General features: G+C 36.9%; 22 protein-coding genes. 12 read left to right on the top strand and 10 right to left on the bottom strand.

Annotated features, from left to right (window positions below):
- Window positions 1-4 precede the first annotated feature (4 nt).
- The 3 genes from ruvX to PCY70_RS06655 all read left to right on the top strand — a co-directional run bounded on the left by ruvX (window position 5) and on the right by PCY70_RS06655 (window position 2,414).
- On the top strand, window positions 5-445 hold the full coding sequence (ruvX, locus tag PCY70_RS06665) for a Holliday junction resolvase RuvX (protein ID WP_305768950.1): 441 nt from the start codon (window positions 5-7) through the stop codon (window positions 443-445).
- Window positions 423-671, top strand: a complete 249-nt coding sequence (locus tag PCY70_RS06660) for a DUF1292 domain-containing protein (protein ID WP_305768911.1) — start codon at window positions 423-425, stop codon at window positions 669-671. The genes ruvX and PCY70_RS06660 overlap by 23 nt, the downstream gene beginning before the upstream one ends.
- Window positions 672-746: 75 nt before the next feature.
- A complete protein-coding gene (locus tag PCY70_RS06655; protein WP_305768910.1) occupies window positions 747-2,414 on the top strand; it encodes a ribonuclease J in 1,668 nt (555 codons plus the stop codon).
- Window positions 2,415-2,447: 33 nt separating this feature from the next.
- On the opposite strand, the gene PCY70_RS06650 is transcribed toward PCY70_RS06655, so the two are convergent.
- From PCY70_RS06650 to PCY70_RS06620, 7 genes are all read right to left on the bottom strand, one after another.
- Window positions 2,448-3,011: a sugar O-acetyltransferase gene (locus PCY70_RS06650; protein ID WP_305768909.1), complete on the bottom strand. Its 564-nt coding sequence runs from the start codon at window positions 3,009-3,011 to the stop codon at window positions 2,448-2,450.
- Window positions 3,012-3,152: 141 nt separating this feature from the next.
- Window positions 3,153-4,439, bottom strand: coding sequence for a TRAP transporter large permease (locus PCY70_RS06645; RefSeq protein WP_305768908.1), 1,287 nt, complete (start codon window positions 4,437-4,439; stop codon window positions 3,153-3,155).
- Between the two features lie 3 nt (window positions 4,440-4,442).
- Entirely contained in the window at window positions 4,443-4,925 is a 483-nt protein-coding gene (locus PCY70_RS06640; RefSeq protein ID WP_305768949.1) for a TRAP transporter small permease, read from the bottom strand.
- A gap of 37 nt (window positions 4,926-4,962) precedes the next feature.
- A complete protein-coding gene (locus PCY70_RS06635) occupies window positions 4,963-5,979 on the bottom strand; it encodes a TRAP transporter substrate-binding protein (protein ID WP_305768907.1) in 1,017 nt (338 codons plus the stop codon).
- 51 nt (window positions 5,980-6,030) lie between these two features.
- The gene (locus PCY70_RS06630) at window positions 6,031-6,939 is read right to left on the bottom strand and encodes a ketopantoate reductase family protein (RefSeq protein WP_305768906.1); all 909 of its coding nucleotides are present in this window, start codon (window positions 6,937-6,939) and stop codon (window positions 6,031-6,033) included.
- Between the two features lie 15 nt (window positions 6,940-6,954).
- On the bottom strand, window positions 6,955-7,422 hold the full coding sequence (locus tag PCY70_RS06625; protein WP_305768905.1) for a NanQ anomerase/TabA/YiaL family protein: 468 nt from the start codon (window positions 7,420-7,422) through the stop codon (window positions 6,955-6,957).
- Window positions 7,423-7,446: 24 nt separating this feature from the next.
- Window positions 7,447-8,133, bottom strand: coding sequence for a cyclase family protein (locus tag PCY70_RS06620; protein ID WP_305768904.1), 687 nt, complete (start codon window positions 8,131-8,133; stop codon window positions 7,447-7,449).
- A gap of 213 nt (window positions 8,134-8,346) precedes the next feature.
- Here PCY70_RS06620 and PCY70_RS06615 point away from each other — a divergent pair, with 213 nt between their 5' ends.
- From PCY70_RS06615 to PCY70_RS06575, 9 genes are all read left to right on the top strand, one after another.
- Window positions 8,347-10,635, top strand: a complete 2,289-nt coding sequence (locus PCY70_RS06615; protein ID WP_305768903.1) for a putative bifunctional diguanylate cyclase/phosphodiesterase — start codon at window positions 8,347-8,349, stop codon at window positions 10,633-10,635.
- Window positions 10,636-10,749: 114 nt separating this feature from the next.
- The gene (locus tag PCY70_RS06610) at window positions 10,750-11,697 is read left to right on the top strand and encodes a hypothetical protein (protein WP_305768902.1); all 948 of its coding nucleotides are present in this window, start codon (window positions 10,750-10,752) and stop codon (window positions 11,695-11,697) included.
- Entirely contained in the window at window positions 11,679-12,131 is a 453-nt protein-coding gene (locus PCY70_RS06605) for a hypothetical protein (RefSeq protein WP_305768901.1), read from the top strand. Before PCY70_RS06610 ends, PCY70_RS06605 begins: the two co-directional genes overlap by 19 nt.
- Window positions 12,132-12,152: 21 nt before the next feature.
- A complete protein-coding gene (locus PCY70_RS06600) occupies window positions 12,153-12,689 on the top strand; it encodes a hypothetical protein (RefSeq protein WP_305768900.1) in 537 nt (178 codons plus the stop codon).
- A gap of 15 nt (window positions 12,690-12,704) precedes the next feature.
- On the top strand, window positions 12,705-13,274 hold the full coding sequence (locus PCY70_RS06595; protein ID WP_305768899.1) for a hypothetical protein: 570 nt from the start codon (window positions 12,705-12,707) through the stop codon (window positions 13,272-13,274).
- A 153-nt stretch (window positions 13,275-13,427) separates the two neighbouring features.
- Window positions 13,428-14,012, top strand: coding sequence for a hypothetical protein (locus PCY70_RS06590; protein ID WP_305768898.1), 585 nt, complete (start codon window positions 13,428-13,430; stop codon window positions 14,010-14,012).
- Window positions 14,013-14,074: 62 nt separating this feature from the next.
- Window positions 14,075-14,560 (top strand): hypothetical protein, encoded by a 486-nt coding sequence (locus PCY70_RS06585; protein ID WP_305768897.1) that lies wholly within the window; start codon window positions 14,075-14,077, stop codon window positions 14,558-14,560.
- 64 nt (window positions 14,561-14,624) lie between these two features.
- Window positions 14,625-15,110, top strand: coding sequence for a hypothetical protein (locus PCY70_RS06580; RefSeq protein WP_305768896.1), 486 nt, complete (start codon window positions 14,625-14,627; stop codon window positions 15,108-15,110).
- A gap of 64 nt (window positions 15,111-15,174) precedes the next feature.
- Window positions 15,175-15,396 carry a hypothetical protein gene (locus tag PCY70_RS06575; RefSeq protein ID WP_305768895.1) on the top strand — a complete coding sequence of 74 codons (222 nt, stop codon included), beginning with the start codon at window positions 15,175-15,177 and terminating at the stop codon, window positions 15,394-15,396.
- 4 nt (window positions 15,397-15,400) lie between these two features.
- Here PCY70_RS06575 and PCY70_RS06570 read toward each other — a convergent pair whose 3' ends face one another.
- Genes PCY70_RS06570 through PCY70_RS06560 form a run of 3 tightly spaced genes read right to left on the bottom strand, consistent with a single transcriptional unit; the run spans window position 15,401 to window position 18,470 of the window.
- Window positions 15,401-16,240 (bottom strand): carbohydrate ABC transporter permease, encoded by an 840-nt coding sequence (locus tag PCY70_RS06570; protein WP_305768894.1) that lies wholly within the window; start codon window positions 16,238-16,240, stop codon window positions 15,401-15,403.
- A gap of 10 nt (window positions 16,241-16,250) precedes the next feature.
- Window positions 16,251-17,147, bottom strand: a complete 897-nt coding sequence (locus PCY70_RS06565; protein WP_305768893.1) for a carbohydrate ABC transporter permease — start codon at window positions 17,145-17,147, stop codon at window positions 16,251-16,253.
- Between the two features lie 51 nt (window positions 17,148-17,198).
- Window positions 17,199-18,470: an ABC transporter substrate-binding protein gene (locus PCY70_RS06560; protein ID WP_305768892.1), complete on the bottom strand. Its 1,272-nt coding sequence runs from the start codon at window positions 18,468-18,470 to the stop codon at window positions 17,199-17,201.
- Window positions 18,471-18,533: the final 63 nt, after the last annotated feature.

The following is an 18,533-nucleotide window of genomic DNA, read 5'->3' as shown; positions in this document are numbered from 1 at the left end:
AATAATGGGCCTTGATTTTGGAACAAATACAACTGGTGTTGCAATAAGTGATCCATTTTTTATAATAGCAAATCCAGTTTCTATCATAAGAAGAAAAGATCCATCTAATATAAAAGCAACAATAAATGAGTTAGAAAAAATATGCAAGGAACAAGAAGTTGGCAAAATAGTATTAGGGTTGCCAAAAAATATGAACAACACGTCTGGGAAGCGCGTTGAAGAAACTATTCTTTTTCAGACAAAGCTTAAAAATCGATTGCAAATACCGGTAGTATTATGGGATGAACGCCTTAGTACCGTAGCAGCAACGAATGTATTATTAGAAGCTGATCTAAGTCGAAAAAAACGAAGCAAAGTGATCGACAAAGTTGCGGCCGTAATAATTCTACAAAATTATTTAGATGCAAATAGAGGTAAAGAAATTGGAAAAAATAATATTTTATGATGAAGATACCGGCGAAGAAATCTTATTTGAAATTGTTGATAGTACAGTGTTTAATGACAATAAATATCTGTTAGTTGTTGATGAAGACGATGAAGCGACAATTTTAAAGGAGGCTAAAGATAAGGATGATAATTTAGTGTATTCTTTAATAGAGAACGAAGATGAATTTCAGCAAATTACACTAATCCTAATGGAAAGTGATGAATATGACATTGAAGTTAATTGACATCTCGGTGATAAAGAATTATAATGGTCTCATCTTTATATTACGGGGCGGAAAAAATATTCAGGAGGTAAAATTTTGAGACCTAAACAAGCAAAACCAAAATTAAAAATTATTTCGTTAGGTGGGCTGGGCGAAGTCGGCAAAAACATGACAGTGTTTGAATATGAAAACGACATCATTGTTGTAGACTGCGGACTTGCTTTTCCGGGAAACGAAATGTTAGGAATAGATTTAGTAATACCAGATACAACGTATTTGGTAAAAAATATTGATAAAATACGCGCATTTATAATAACGCATGGGCACGAAGATCACATTGGAGGTTTGCCATATATACTGCGGGATGTAAATATACCAATTTATGGAACTAGTTTAACAACTGCACTTATAGAAAATAAATTGATAGAGCACGGGCTTATGGATACAACAACCAGAGTGGTTATCCAAAATGGCGAAACGATCAAATTTGGAAATAGCTTTAAAGTTGAGTTTATCAATTCGAATCATAGTATAACAGATTCTGTAATGCTTTCGATATGGACACCAGTCGGAACCATTATCCACACAGGAGACTTTAAAATAGACTATACGCCTATTAGAGGAAAAGTTGTGAATTTACACAGATTGGCAGAACTAGGACAAAAAGGTGTACTAGCATTGCTCTCTGATAGTACAAATTCAGAACGACCTGGGTATACTCAGTCTGAAAGAGTGGTGGGTGAAACATTATCAGAAGTATTTAGTAAGTATAAAGATAGACGAATAATGGTGGCCACTTTTGCATCAAACGTAGATAGGGTTCAGCAAATTATCAATGCAGCAGGCGAAACCAAACGAAAAGTAAACGTTATGGGCCGAAGCATGGTTAATGTCGTAAAGATAGCAAGCGAGCTCGGATACTTGGATATTCCAAAAAATACGCTTATAGAGGTAAATGATTTAAAACGATATACAGATGATAAGGTTGTAATTATTATGACTGGTTCTCAGGGTGAACCTATGGCGGCGTTATCTCGCATGTCAAAGTCGGAACATAGACAAGTTGATATAAAGCCTGGCGATGTTGTAATCCTTAGCGCAACGCCGATTCCAGGAAACGAAAAGACCGTATCTAATGTGATTAATGATTTGACAAAAAAAGGAGCTATTGTAATCAAAGATGATACTCATGTGTCTGGACACGCAGCACAAGAAGAGCAAAAGTTGATGATAGCTTTAATTAAGCCAAAATACTTTGTTCCTGTCCACGGAGAGTATAGGCATTTGCAAGCACATGCAAACACTGCAATAAATATGGGCATCAAAAAAGAGAACATTCCAATATTAGCTATAGGCGATGTACTAGAGCTTGATAAAACATCGATAAAAGTTACAGGCACCGTGCCATCTGGACAAGTATTAGTGGATGGACTGGGTGTTGGAGATGTAGGAAATATCGTTTTACGAGACAGAAAACATTTGTCAGAAGATGGGTTGTTGATAGCCGTCATGACATTAGACGACACTGGAAGAGTTGTTGCGGGTCCCGATATTATTTCACGTGGATTTGTGTATGTGAGAGAAGCCGAAAATTTGATGGACCAGGCCAGAAATGTGGTTAGAAAAACGTTAGATAAATGTGAGCGCAATCAAATTACAGATTGGATGCTTATCAAGACTCATGTTCGTGATGACCTGAGAGATTTTGTATGGCAAAAAACTAAGCGAAGCCCTATGGTATTGCCGATTATAATGGAAGTTTAGTTTTATTCCCCTCTAATAATGGAGGGGATTTTTTTATGCAGTTGGGACAGCCTTAATTCTACGGCACGGAACTCCTACTGCAATGCTATCAGCTGGAATGCTTCTCGATACTACACTACCCGCTCCTATTACAGAATTTTTGCCAATTGTAACGCCGGGCAAAATAGTAACGTTAGCACCGATCCAAACATTGTCTTCGATAGTGATCGGATACGCAAACTCCAGCCCTATATTGCGATTTTCAAAATCTAGAGGATGCCCCGCTGCGGAGATGCAACAGTTAGGGGCAATAAACACATGGTTGCCAATAGTGACTTTAGCACAATCGAGAATTATCAAATTATGGTTGCTATAGAAGTTATCTCCAATAAAAATATTGTAGCCATAATCACACTGAAAAGGAGTTGTAACAAAAAAATCTTTACCAACGCTACCTACAATTTTGGGAAACAGTTCTCTTTGGGCTTCGATATCCGATGGCAATGCCACATTAAGTTGATGACATAAATCTTTACACACAATCCTGTGGTCAATCAGTTCTTGGTCATAATTAGCGTTATATAGCAGCCCCGCCACGGCCTTTTCTTTTTCAGTCATAATACCCTCCTATATTTTACATAATCGCTTAATCTAATGCAACTTTCAATATAATGTCATTAGCAACAAACGTCAAGGTATGAGTATAGCATAATCAAGATTATTATGTACCGAAAATTGACCCCCGCTTTTTTGCACAAACTAAAAAACAGCCGGAAATAGTGCTTTTGGAATAATTAACCATAGATCCGTAAAAAGAACTAGCATTAACAATACAACTATAGATGATAAAAAATATGGTAGCGTACCTTTAAAAGACTCTTCTATAGTTATTCCACTAATAGATGACGCAATAAGCAAACACAGCCCATATGGAGGTGTTACTAATCCTAATGATAATGTTGTAACTACTATCAGCCCCAAAATAATCGGGCTAATTCCCAAAGCTGTCGCAGACGGAAGAATAATAGGTACAAATAAAATCATAGCCGGAACCGAATCCATAAATGTTCCAACAAACATAAAGAACACAACAACTACAAGCAAGAATATAAGTTTTCCACCAGTCATACCAGCAAAAATTTCTTGAACATATGTGTTTAGGCGATAGTAACTTAGTAATTCTCCCAATGCATTTGCTGTTGCCAAAGAGAATAATGAAAGAGATGATAGCTTCATGGTCTCGATTAAAATTCTAGGAAGTGCTGCAAGTTTAATTGTTCTATAGAAAAAGATGCCTACAAATAAAGCATATATACAAGCAAAAGCTGCAGCCTCGGTAGGTGTAAACCAGCCAGAAACTATCCCTCCAATTAAAATTATAGGCGTAAGTAGAGCTGGTAGAGATTCGAAAGTTAACTTTAACACTTCAAACCTAGGTACTTTATCACATTTTGGGAAATTTTTTCTTTTAGAATAATAAAAAACGACGAGCATCATAGCAAGACCGAGTAAAATGCCTGGTAAAATTCCTGTCATAAATAAAGCACCCGTGCTAACATTTGCGATGCCCGCATAAACTACCATCGTTATACTCGGAGGAATTATAGATCCAAGCGTCGACGACGCAGCTGTAACTCCTACAGCAGTACCTTTGTCATAGCCATCTTGCTCCATTGCAGGAATAAACACCTTGCCTACCCCTGCGGTATCTGCTTGAGAAGATCCCGAAATTCCAGCAAAAATCATAGAAACTAATATGTTAGCATAAGCTAATCCACCTCTAAAATGCCCAACCAAAGCAGTACAACACTTAATGAGTTTATGAGTAATAGCCCCCTCGTTCATAAGGTTTGCCGCCAATATAAATAACGGAACTGCCAGCAGGGTAAAACTATTTAAGCCATTAAACATTTTTGTAAAAACCACAGTATTCGGTATATCCGGTAGCGAGGCAATACCTATAAAAGAAGTAATTCCAAGTGCAAAGGAAATAGGTACCCCAATTGCAACAAATATTATAAACAACAACACCAATAAAATTTCCATTAACTACTCTCCTTTCTTTACTAGAATGGCCGCATCGACAATAATGTGATAGATTAAATATATCGATGACGTAATACCCGCTATCGGAATACACGACCACACAGGTCCTCGTTTTAGTTCCGGAAAAAAAGTCCAAGTATAATTCCAGAAAATTTTTGTCACTTGATATCCATAATATACCATGATCAAAGTGAATACTAGCATAATTATCGAAATGATTACTGATATTACCGCTTTGCCTTTTGGATTTTTAAGCATGTCACTTATAGAAGTAAATGCAAAATGACGTTTTTCAAAGACCATCGCACTTGCTCCCATAAACACAGCCCATATAAATGAGTACATCGAAACTTCTTCTGTCCAAGTCGCAGTAATTCCAAGAGCTCTAGTAAGCATTTGCCACACAACTATAATCAAAAATATCATTAAAAATATAGCTCCCAAACCAATTTGAATTTTGGCCAACACCTCAACCGCTTTTTTCATTTTTTCCACAATACCCCTCCTTTAAAAGCCCCAATTTTTAATTAGAAGTTTTTCTGATCAATTCAAGATATGCTTCCATTTCATTATCAGCTGCAAATTTGTCCTGAATTGGAATTGCTAACGCTTTGAATTCTGCAATATCAATTTCATCAAATGGAATAACGACTGCACCATCAGCGATAACTTGCTGCTTGGATTCTTCAAACATAGAAAATGTTTTGGACAGATGTTCTTGAGTCGCTAGATCGATTGCTTCTTCTATCCACGCTTGTTGTTCTGCCGATAACTTATCATATGCATTACCATTCATTAGCAATAAACGAGTTGTAAAGTCATGATGTGTTTCACTTATGTATTTTCCATTAGTAGTTTTATGATGCTCCTTTAACATAAGATTAGTATAATCATTTTCGGCTCCATCAACTACATTTTGCTGTAGTGCTTGATATAATTCGCTCCACGCAACCGGTGTTGGCACTGCCCCCGTAGCTGAAAATAAATCTTGTTGCACTTTGGAGTTTTGAGTTCTAATAGAAAGTCCGTCCAAATCTGCTGGTTTATAGACTGGTACCTTTGCGTATACATCTCTAACTGACGATGACCAATAATCCATAACTTTAAAGTTGTTTCCTGTTTTTGTTGCGATGAGATCTTTCATTAATGTGCCAAATTCCCCGGTTACATTTTTTTCCCAATGATCAAAGCTGTCGAATAAATATAACAAAGAAAACATATCCACTTCGGGAACACCAATAGCAGTCATAAATCCTGGAGATGCTACTACCATATCTACTGCTCCCATTTGCAGTTTTTCCACAAGTTCATTTTCGTTTTCACCAAGAGTTCCATGGTGCACAGTCACTTGAACCTTTCCACCAGAAATATCTTCTAAGACTTTTTCAAATTTATTCATTCCATATGCATAGGGATTTTCTAGCGAAGTATGGTTGTGTGCTACAATTAAGTCTAATGTATCTGATGATGCCTCATCTGTTGCCGAACAGCCAGCAAGAGATATTATCAATGTTCCCAATAACAATAAATGCTTTTTCATAAAAATTTCCTCCTATTTATGTAGGGTGCAATCTAGTCACACCCAAAAAAATTATTGACTTTCTAATGCATGTATAGTATTTAATACAAATTCATGAGTTTTTACAGGAACATTTAGATCCTGCCCTGCTCGTACCACTGCTCCCGTTATTTTGTCCACTTCTGTTTTTCTGCCATTTTGTAGATCAGCCGAAATAGAGGTGATTCCCATCTTAGATAACAGTATAGTATCTACTATTTTTTGCGTAAAGTATTGCTTATCTGCTTTTAATCCCATAGCTTGTGCTACATTGCATACCTCATCTAGTAAGGCCATCATCATATTGTTTGCGTATTGATTATCTATTAGATATCCCATTGTGGATTTTAAAACACCTGTTGTAGCGCTTAGAGATGAGTTAATTATTAATTTGTTCCAGATTAACTGCTGAATATTAGCGTGTATAGTTACTTTAAATCCTGCGTTATCGAAGCTATCTTTAATCAATGCGAGCATATCAGATTTATCTGGCACCAGCATTCCAATATTGGTATTGCCCACACCACCTCGTCTGATTTTTCCTAGTGATATCGTTGTGCCACTATCTTCTGTTGTGCCTATAATTACATGATCTATTGCTGCAAACTTTTGAAGCACATCTTCATGACCCGCGCCATTTTGAAGCGCCATCAAATATGTGTCTTTGCCAATCAAATGCTTATTTGATTCTAGCGCCACTTCTGAAAACATAGATTTAACAAAAAGTATCACTAAGTCCATAGCAGGAAGGTCTACGCTATCGGTGGTTGCTTTAGGATAATAGTGATATTCGGCATCTGCTTCTAAAATGAAGATTCCATTTTGGTTAATATCGTTTACAATTTCTGAGTTTAGATCAATTAGATATACTTCATTGTTCGTAGAAAGTTTACTACCATATATAGAGCCCATGGCTCCAGCACCGATTATTGCTATTTTCATGATATTTTCCTCCGCTTATTTTAAAGTATCTATATCAATTTTGACCACCACTTTGCGAATAATCATTTTTTCGCCATTGACAACTGCTGGTCGATGAATGTCATCTGGAAAAAATATACAAAAATCACCTTCATTCATTTCGATAAAAGTCTCGTTTTCGACCGCTTTATAGAAAATTAAGTCTCTCTCTTCGATATATTCCTGAACCTGATAGTTTTTATTGAAATTAGTAACCCCAATTTTTTCGCGACCTTTAACTAAAAATTGTACATCTAAGAATTTTTTGTGAGACTCTGCGAGAGCTTCATCTAGTGGTAAAGTTTCCTTGTCAAACAGTTGCGCATAAATTGTTTTGCCTTCGATTTCATATATACCTGTCTCCAACGCCATAAAATCAGTTTCTTTCAAATAGCTGATCGCCTTTGCTATTGGTGTTGGATAATTAGGCAACTCCGTGTTACATTTGATTGATGAATAAATCATTGTTCAAAAATCCCTTCTAATTATTTATTTTGAAAATTCGACTAACCCTTCTATTGCATAGGCTCTGATTGGACAAGAGTCAAGACCTTTAATTGGTAGCGGAGAATATGACATAAAGAAGGTATCTGTACTAAGTTGATCAAGATTTTGTAACACTTCCAAAAATACAATATTTTCTTCCATCAATATATCATGAAATGCGCACACATCTTCATTACAATTCTCGATGGAAACTCCATCGCCAAATCCAACACATTTTACTTTGTGTTCTTTGAACCATTCTGCTGCTTCTTTGCAAATTAGCAATCGCTTATCTGCTTCGGTATTTGTTAGATTTGTAAATGGTGGAATTTTATTAGGAGAATCTAGTATAATTATGTCTCCAGGTTGAATTCTATCTTTTAAAACTTTATCCAAATCAGGACCTTTTATATGTGTATAAGGTGCCATGTGTGTTATTTCAACATATAATGCACGTCCCATAAAAGTAGTTAATGGCAAAGACGCTACATCAGACCAATCATTGTGATGATGGTATGGACATTCCACATGGGTTCCTAAATGACTTGTAATATCCATGTGCGTATGCCAATCGGGAATCGGCCCACCTGTGTTAAATCGATCAATTTTTAAACGACGCGTTTCAGTTTCTGGATCTAATATTTTTGTTAAATCAACAACTCGTAAATTTCCTAATTGTTCAACATTCATTAGCAATTCTCCTTATAAATACATGATATTGGGTAAATAATATACAACTTTGAGTGTAGCACACAAATAAAAAATGGTCAATATAAAATAAATCTTCCTAATAAACTTTCAATATACAAAAATACAAGTATTTAACTAATGTAATACATAAATGAAGTATATATAAAATATATTTAATATAATGATGAATAAATATGTAGAAGGTGGTAAAAAATGAAAATGAGATTTATTGATAAAAAATTGCTAACCATCATCATAGCATTATTTTTAAGTATAATAGTGTTATCTCAGCTAGCATTAATGGCAATTCAAGCCGAAGTAACTGAATCCATTAGTGACATTTATACCAAAGATATTATAGATGAGTACCAAAGGGACTTAGATACATTGATGAATATAGAAGAAAATTTTGCTAATAACAAAATAGTGCAAGATTTTATGCTAGATATAAACAATGGAAAAATACCTAGCAAATGGGACACATCGTATATAACAGAAACTGAGAATCTATTATTAGAAATGGGCTTTCATACGACGATATCATTATTTAGCTTAAAAGGAGAAATTTTATTTACAGAAGAAGGTCTATCTATAGGAGGATCTGTAACAGAAGAAGTGTGGTATGATGAGATGTATCAAAGATTAGATGCGTCATCAACACCAATATACATACATCCTGATAGTGGAAAAATAACGTATAGTGTAATATCGGCCATTTATGATGAGCATGATGATGTAATAGGAATTGTTGCTATAAATCAGCATATAGAAGATGTATTAAGGTCATTTCAGGAACGATTTACCATTGGTCACTTAGATGTATATTTAGAATATGATTATGGCCTTATAGGTACTGCAGATATACAAAAAAAATTACAAACCAAGGATGAATTTGTAAAAACATATATAAATACCAATGATCTAGAAAAAATTACATTTGTGATCGATGAGCACTCTATCGAAACCAATCACTTTCTTATAGGTAGTCAGATTAATTTCACAGTAGCCATCAGTCTATACGCTTTAGTCATATCAATTATAGTGTTAGTAACCATCAAAATAATATTAAATCCTGTAGTCACCTCAATAAATAAGCTTAAGAAAATTATTTTGGGGCTAGGAGACGATGCAGATTACAAATTAGGGGTCAGCTACATTAATGATCTAACACTAATAATGGAGACAACCATTACATCCCGAATCAAAGAGTTGCTTTATTACGATAGCCTCACAAATCTGCCAAATAGATTATATTTTAATCGACACCTATCTAAGTTGATCCAAAATGAGAAACACTTTAGTTTAATATTGCTCGATGTTCGAAATTTTAAAGCCATTAATGATGGTAATATCGAAGGTAGCGGCGATACTATACTGATAGAAATAGTACAAAGATTGGCTGAAATTACCAAACATTTGAATAGAAAAATAGTGAGATTTGGTGATGATGAATTTTTAATTATTATCGAAGGCACATATAACGAAAATGCCATTATACAATTTTATGATAAAAGGATATTCAATTATTTCAAAGAAAACCCAATATCACTGCACAATAAACTAATTACCATTACATTTAACTCCGCTGCAATCATATATCCTTTGCATGCTGATACAAAAACAAATTTACTAGATAAGCTAAATATTATGCTAAACAAAGCCAAAATGCTATCCCGCAATAAGCTGGCAATGTTTAAATCAGAAGTATATCAAGATTCCCTACGAGAAAATATCATAAAAAACATTTTAGCATTTGCTATAGAACAAGACGAGTTTTTCTTAACATACCAACCAATAGTAGACGCTAATCAAAATATTAAAAAAGCTGAAGCACTCATACGCTGGAATAGTTCAACCCTTGGATTTGTTTTTCCAGATCAATTTATTTATATAACAGAACAAACAGGGTTAATTATAGAACTAGGATTTTGGATTTTGGAACGTGCCGCCAAGGATATCCAAGATTTGTATGCTGCCAATGTCAATTTACAAATTTCGATCAATGTATCGCCTATACAAATTATGAGTACCAACTTTGTGGATCGCCTAATAGAAATCTTCGAACGATACAATATTCGATACGAAGGAATATGCCTAGAAATTACAGAATCTACATTTTTGCAAAACGAAGAATTAGAAAATGGTGAAATCGTCGCCAACAATTTAGCAAGAATACAAGATCTAGGAATATCTATTGCTTTAGACGACTTCGGCACTGGTTATTCATCGTTTAATTATCTCAATGATTATCATTTTAACGTACTCAAACTTGATAAGTTATTTGTTAATAAATCCAATGATAAGCAATACGAAATTATTAATTCTCTCAAAAATATTTCTGATATATTGGGTATGGAAATGATCATAGAAGGCGTTGAGACACAAGAGCAATTTGACATTGTTAAACAATACGGTCTCATTCAAGGCTATTATTTCTCTAAACCAATTTTATGGGAAGAATTGAAAAAAATGCTCGGCATCCCATCATCTCTGCAGCAATAGCTGCGGGGATGTTTTTTTTATATTTATTAAAAAATGTCTAGTACAAATTTACAAAGTGACGCTATAACGCATACTATGATATAGAAATTTATTTTATAGAAAGGATTATCTGATATGAATCCACTTATTACAACACCTGTTGTATCTATTGCAAGCACCAAAAATTTTGCAGCTTCTATCACTGGATATATTTTTGTAGCAGCTGATTCTATCTTTACGGTATCGCAACAAATAGCGTGTACGGCTTGGGGTAGATTTAGCGTAATACATATCCAAAATATATCTGGCAAAGCTTTAGCCAATATCAATATCGCTATCGTTAGTAATGTATCTGAATTGATCGGTGTAGTCTCTTATGATTTTAACGGATATCTCGATATTATTAATTCTGTATTACATTGTCATATACATTATATGAATCAACACGAAACTATAAAGATAGCATATTCTATTAACGATTTTTGCAATAGACATAATTTAATACACAACTTCATTAAATTTACTTCTTTTGATGCCATCGCTCCAGATGGAAATATTGATGGAGTTTTTGATAATGATGCGCCCGTAGGCAATGAAGATATATATCCGCTCAAGAATGAAGCTATCGCTACCACAGAAAATCGCACAGCCAAAAGCGATACATTACTAATCGTTGCCATTCCACCAGATGATACCACTATAGGGCAACTTCCATTATCTATTATTAAAAACATGGAAAATATTCCTATATTAACTGGCTCTAAAAAAATAGAGTACACTGTAACGCTAAAAGCACCAAACTATGGTAGTACAGAAAATCCAATCTATATCGGCGTGGATGATCTAACTCTCACAGAAGTATTTGATCCGTGTATATTTCCTATTCCTTCTCCCAAAAATGATTGGGCATCGACCATTATAAAAACTGCCAATAAGATAATGCTTCAATTTACAGGCATAAACATCCCAAGCAATGAGTCAGGCGTTACACTTCATATTTCTGCGCTATTTGATTATCCTTGCTTTCTCGAACATGGCAGCAATCAAGTTAAGGAGGAATCTATATGGACGATGCATTATTAATTCGAAACAGTGCGATAGCTCATCAAGATAGCAAATATTCCAACCTAGCATCGGCAGATATAATGATCGCGGCAGCCGGAGCTTTGCCTATCAACATCACCAAAGCGGTTATCCCAAACACACTTCTACTCCACGATGCGAATCTTGAGTATATAATACACCTATCGCCATATAATTTTGGATCAGACGATCAGCCCATCTATAAACTAAATTATAGCAACGTTACCGTAGGTGATGCTTTGCCTGCGGGGCTTACCGTAAATGGAGATATTTTGGTTACGCACAATAGAGCCGCTGCGCCACCGCCAATTATTCATGTGGCAGACAAAAAATTAATTACCATTGCGCAACTACAACTTTTTGCTGGTGATGCCATCGAAATACGCGTCCCCGTCAAGTTTAGTATGCAAGAGTTTAAGGCCAGTCTACCATAAATTAGAAAGGAGTATATAATCATGGCAATATATGTAAAAAATCAAGCTTATGCGCAAACTGATTATTATACCAGCAATCTGGCTGCAGCTAACATTAGACTCGCAACCACCCTGGGACTAAGCGTTACAAAGACAGTCACCGATCTATACGGTACTCCATATTACCAAATCGACCCCAATAAAATTTTTTCACCAGGAGACGCATTTCATTATACCGTCGCAATTACAAACGATACCGCAACCGCCATGGCAGACGTCGAGCTGATCGATGCATTTCCCAATGTGTTACGCTTCGCAACCGAAAGGCCTCCATACGGAATTATTATCGCAGTTGATGGCGAACCCCCGCGGTATGCAGATCCCCACAACATTTCATTTGCACCATTCACCAATGCTGACGATCTAGCAGCCGGCGTCACTCCCGCAAACATTCAAGCCCAAAAACTAGTCATTCGCGCCATTGCCATCCACCGCACAACAACCATTATCATCCCCGCAATCGTACGCACTTTGGCTACTCCCAAATTTGGCCCTGCAGAGCCTGGCGCTTTAACATAGAAAGGAGATGCTCATATGCTCAAGCACGAAACATACTTAATCAAAAATCAGGCATATGCTCAATTGTTAATCAAAAATCAGAAGCTATACACTGCCATAGCATCAGCGAACTCCACTATCGAAACAAGCAGTCCGCTTTCAATATCCAAAAAAATTTTGCATAGTAATGGCGCATCTGCAACTACTTCGTTAAGACTGGGCGAACATTTTAAATATGTAATCGAAATCCAAAATATAAGCAATTTCGAAATAGCGTTTGCTCTAATCGATGCCTTCCCTACCGCAGCCGAGCTACCAACCACCGAAGCCCTTCAAAAGGAGCCCAAGCCCATCGCCGCATTTGGGATTGAAGCTACGGGAAGTGTTGCTGCAGGAATGGATGCAACAATACGAACAGAAAATTGGAAAATTGAGGAATTAAATGCCGATGTCACGCCAGATACCATAAATGCCATTAAGATGATAATCGAGGGCCTGATAATTCCCGACCGCGGAACTATGAACATAATCATTCCGGCCAAAATCAAACCTATATTCGCACCAGCCATCACACCTAAATTTGACCTCGCCGAGTATCAAGCCTAAGCTAAAGTTGCCGTCGCTGTCATATGAAAAATTTTTTTCTTAAGTCTGCACACATTCTAGTTTTTTTAATATTATATAGTGAGCTCAAATATATGGCAATGTCCATAATTTCAATTTTTGTATGCTTTTTTTATATTAAAAAGGAATGATGACATGGAAATTTTAAATCAAGTTTACGCACAAATTGGTGACGCTTTTACTGATAAAGTAACAGTTACAGATGATATTACAAAATTGGATGAAAATCCACTTAGCATTATAAAATCATCTGATCTGACAACTGGTGACGTATTAGTTGGAGGTAGTTCTGTAACATACACTATTAAAATTGAACATTCGAATCCAGCCAATGCAATCGATGTAACATTCAATCTTATCGATGCTATCCCAAATATTTTTACTCTCGCGGATACGTCTGATTATGGAATCACTGCAGCTATAGATGACATCCCTTTCGCTCCTCAAGTGGAAAAAGGCGATGAAGTTGTGACCAAAAACTTTACTTACTATACAATTAAAGCGATTACATTATTGGCTACAAATCATTCAGTCGTAATTAAAATACCAGTAACTCTTTCAGGGACTGCTCCTACTGGATTATCTCTTACTGCACCAACATTAGAAAATGCAGAGCCTTCTGCACTTCCTGAGCCTGAGCCTCCTGTAGCTCCTGAACCTGAGCCTCCTGTAGCTCCTGAACCTCCTCTACCTCCTGCACCTCCTGCTCCAACTAATTAAATCACCACACCCGGGCTCTAGTAGTCGGGCTTTTATCTTTATTAATGAAAGGAATGATGATAATGGCAAAAATTAAAAACCAAGCTTATGCTCAAACTGGTGATTTCTTTACTCCAATAGCAGAAGTTACCAATACTCTCGAAAAACTAGGAACTAGCCCCATCTTAATTAAAAAAGAATCTAGTATCACAGACGGCGAAACTGTAGTTGCAGGTAGTCCTGCTAGCTATATCATTACAATTACACACTCAAATGCTAAGCCGGCAAGCGAAATCACGTTTGATCTTACCGATGCTCTTCCAGACTTTTTTGAACTCGATAAAACTCGTGAAATAACCGTAAAAGTAGGTGACGCAGATCAACCTTTCACAGTAGCACAAGGTACTCCTGATGAGGCTAATAACTATACACCATATACTCTTAAGAATCTTATTTTGCCTCAAGCAGCTGAAGAAGTGGTAATCACAATACCAGTAATAGTTGCTGGAACCACTGGCGATTTGCTTCCAGAAGCTCCAGTATTTGGTAATTCAGAAATAGCAGAATAATAATAACTCATTCCCGACTCTAGTAGTCGGGCTTTTATCTTTATTAATGAAAGGAATGATGATAATGGCAAAAATTAAAAACCAAGCTTATGCTCAAACTGGTGATTTCTTTACTCCAATAGCAGAAGTTACTAATACTCTTGAAAAAGTAGAAAAAAGCCCCATCTTAATTAAAAAAGAATCTAGTATCACAGATGGCGAAACTGTAGTCGCAGGTAGTCCAGCTACTTATACTGTTATAATTACACATGCAGATCCCGAAGCTCCAACCTATGTAATATTCGATCTTACAGATGCGCTTCCAAAATTTTTTAAACTTGATCCAGACAAAGAAATAAAAGCAAACGCAGGTGGCAAATATGTACCTTTTTCATTAACAGAAGGCCCTGCAGATGAAGCTAATAACTATACACCATATAAATTGTCAGGTCTTTACTTCCCTGCAACAGAGCAATCAATAGAAATCATAATACCAGTAGTAGTTGCTGGATCCACTGACGATTTGCTTCCAGAAGCTCCAGTATTTGGAAATTCAGAAGTAGCAGAATAATAATAGCTCATTCCCGGCTCTAGTAGTCGGGCTTTTATCTTTATTAATGAAAGGAATGATGATAATGGCAAAAATTAAAAGCCAAGCTTATGCTCAAACAGGTGATTTCTTTACTCCAATAGCAGAAGTTACTAATACTCTCGAAAAATTAGAAGGCAGCCCCATCTTAATTACAAAAAAATCTAGTATCACAGACGACAAAACTGTAGTTGCAGGTAGTCCTGCTAGCTATATTGTTACAGGTACACACTCAAATAATAAATCGCTACCGGCTCTCGTGGTTTAGGATGCTAACCCTTCACAGCTCCGGCCACAAGCCCTTTTACCATATACCTTTGAAAGAAAAAGAATAGTATCACCATAGGCAGTGTTCCCACTATTGAGATGGTGTTAATCAACGACCAGTCATAGGATAATTCTCCCAAATATCTCATTGCAATACCCGCAGACAGTGTACGCAAACCATCAGTTTGAATCAGTGTTGCTGCGTGTAGGTAGTCATCCCAAGTCATCAAAAACGAATATAACCCTACTGCAAGTATGCCCGGCTTCACGAGCGGCACCACAATTTTAAATAAAATTTGCATCCTCGTTGCTCCGTCGATATATGCCGACTCTTCAATTGCTTTTGGAACACCATCGAAAAACGAATTCATGAGCATGGCCGCAAACGGTAGCATTGCAGCAACCAAGGCAAGCACCAATCCCGTATGCGTATTAATTAGATTCACGTCACCCAAGAGTCCATAAAGAGAAATCATACGACTAACAATAGGAAACATTTGCGAAGAAACCAGGGCCGCCAATATATATTTATTCCAATCGAATCTAAATCGTGAGAGCGCATATCCAGTAAACCCAGCTAAAATAGTAGCGATAACAGCCGTTGCGCCGGAGACTATAAAATTATTTTTGTAATATATAAAAAACTCATTATTTTCTGTAAATAACTTAATGTAAGCTGCAACTGTCGGTCTCTCCGGAAAAAACGTTGGCGGAAACTTATACGCTTCCATATTAGTTTTAAACGAAGTAATCAGCACCCACACTATGGGCAACAGCAAAAATGACAAAATAATAGCAAGAGCGACATACTTTAGCATCAAAAATAAAAATTGACGTTGTTTCATCATAATCCCCCTAATCCAATTCTTCAGATTTCATCAACTTGTTATAGACGAAAATGACAGCAATCATCAGTGCCATCCAAATTGTAGTTACCGCAGCTCCAGAGCCCAAGTTGTTCGAAACAAAAGCTTCTCGATAGCTGAGCACCGCAAGAGTTGACGTCGAGTTGCTTGGCCCGCCACCAGTCATTGTCCATACCAGTGGGAATTGCTTGAAGTTTTCGATAATAGCCATGCTCATTACAATTTTAATAACACTTTTCATATACGGCAACACGATATAGAGCAACTTGCGAACACCAGTGGCTCCATCAACAGACGCAGCCTCCAGCATATCCTCAGGCACATTCTGCAGCCCTGCAAGCAATAGCAGAGTAGTTAATGGAATTTGTTTCCATAACGCAGCAATGCTAATACCCAGTAAAGCGGTATCTGGATCATTCAGTATTGCAAAATCTGTGATAACCCCACCCGAAAAGATCTCTACCAAATATTTTAAGACCCCATACTGCGGCTGAAAAATCCACATCCAAACGAGAGCTGAAATAACAGTAGGCACAACCCATGGGGTCATCATAATGCTTCTAAAAAATCTTGCACACCTGATATTAGAATTTAGAATTAGAGCCAACGCCATTCCAAAGACAAATTGAAGTATAACAACAAATGCCACAAATGCGAACGTGATGATAATCGAATTTAGGAGCTTGTCATTGCTAAACAGCTTCAAATAGTTTTCGAAATTATTCCATACAACCGGTGTACCGGCAATAATATTTTTCATCTTATATTCAGTAAAACTCTTGAATACGGAATCAACAACCGGAACGAGAATAAATAAAATTGTGATAAACAGCGTCGGTGCGATCAAAGCTGCCGCAAACAATCTGTCTACAGTTTTCTTTTTCATATAAGAACTCCCTTCTTTAAGAGCAATAGCTGTCGTGGCACTGGAAGCGTCTTACTCCAGCATACTGCTAACATTTTCTATAAACGCATCGACGCTAGTCTCAATATCTTTGTCTGCAACAGTAACCGCCTGCGCCAACGCACTAAGCTCCAGATTGATATCAGACAAAGCCGGGACAAATGGCGTAATTATGAGATTGTTTAAAGACCCCGCCGCTCCTTGTAATATTTTGTGATTTGCAATAGCGTCCATATTTTCCATAGATATTCGCGATGGATATGCTGGAGTTTGATTTGCAAGGTAGTCGCTAAGCGTTTCCTCTGTAATTATATACTCAACCAACATTCGCACCGCATCGGCAACCGCAGCGTCTTGATTATCGACTAGCATGATCGTATGTGCTTGCAGTAAACTCGCGCCATCCCCATCTCCGCCAGCAAGAGGTGGAGCAGATGCAGTAAACTCAGTAGCTGCAGGATTGATGCTTTGTACTCCATTAAAACCCCAAGATTGGTCATAATACATCGCTAGCTGACCCAGTGCAAACAAATTTCGCAAGTCTTTCAGCTTTGCATTCTGAGGATTATAACCTTTGGCATCTAGTAAGTGAATCATCTCCATCGTTTCCGTAAGAGGTTCGGTATCCATGTTTAACGTACCATCAGCATTGAGGAGATGCCCACCAAAATTATGTAACATAGCATTGATAGAAGCACCAGAAACCGGCACCGACGCAGTGGTTTGGCCAAACGCGTATACCTTATTTCCATCTGCAGTTGTCAGCTTTGCCAACGCCTCGGCGGCCACAAGCATTTCGGCATATGTAGAAGGAGGGGCCGCGATGTTAGCTTGCTTAAAAAGATCGGTGTTGTAATATAGAAGAAACGGAGACGCATAGACCGGAACACCATACTGAACGCCATCCACACTGCAACCTGCAACCATAGACGGATACAAATCTGCTATAAACTCTTCGGATAAAATATTTTCAACAGCAGTTATTAAGCCGGAGTCTTCAAGAACAGGAATCCAATCAATTTCACCAAAAATAAGGTCGACACGATCTCCACCACCTGCCATATTGAGAACTTGGTTTATGCTTTCGTTGTATGGCGCCGAAACCCATTCGATAGAGATGTTGTCATGCAAAGCTTCGAAATTTTCCTTAACACCTTCCCAAAACACATCGTATCCTGCTTCCAATACAGCGTAGTTAGCAAACTTGATAACAATTTGACCGTCATCAGAAACTTCTGAATTACCGCAACCCACGAGAGCTGCCGACGTCATTGCTGTTAATACAAACTTATAAAAATTTTTCATAATAAACACTACCTTTCGTATAATTATAAAATTATTATAGAGCTATTAAAATTAAAAAGCAAG

Origin of the sequence: Candidatus Epulonipiscium viviparus (assembly GCF_030708075.1) — a bacterium.
Classification (GTDB): domain Bacteria; phylum Bacillota; class Clostridia; order Lachnospirales; family Cellulosilyticaceae; genus Epulonipiscioides; species Epulonipiscioides viviparus.
Note: the sequence above shows the minus strand (reverse complement) of the source record. Positions and strands in the feature narration are given on the sequence as shown.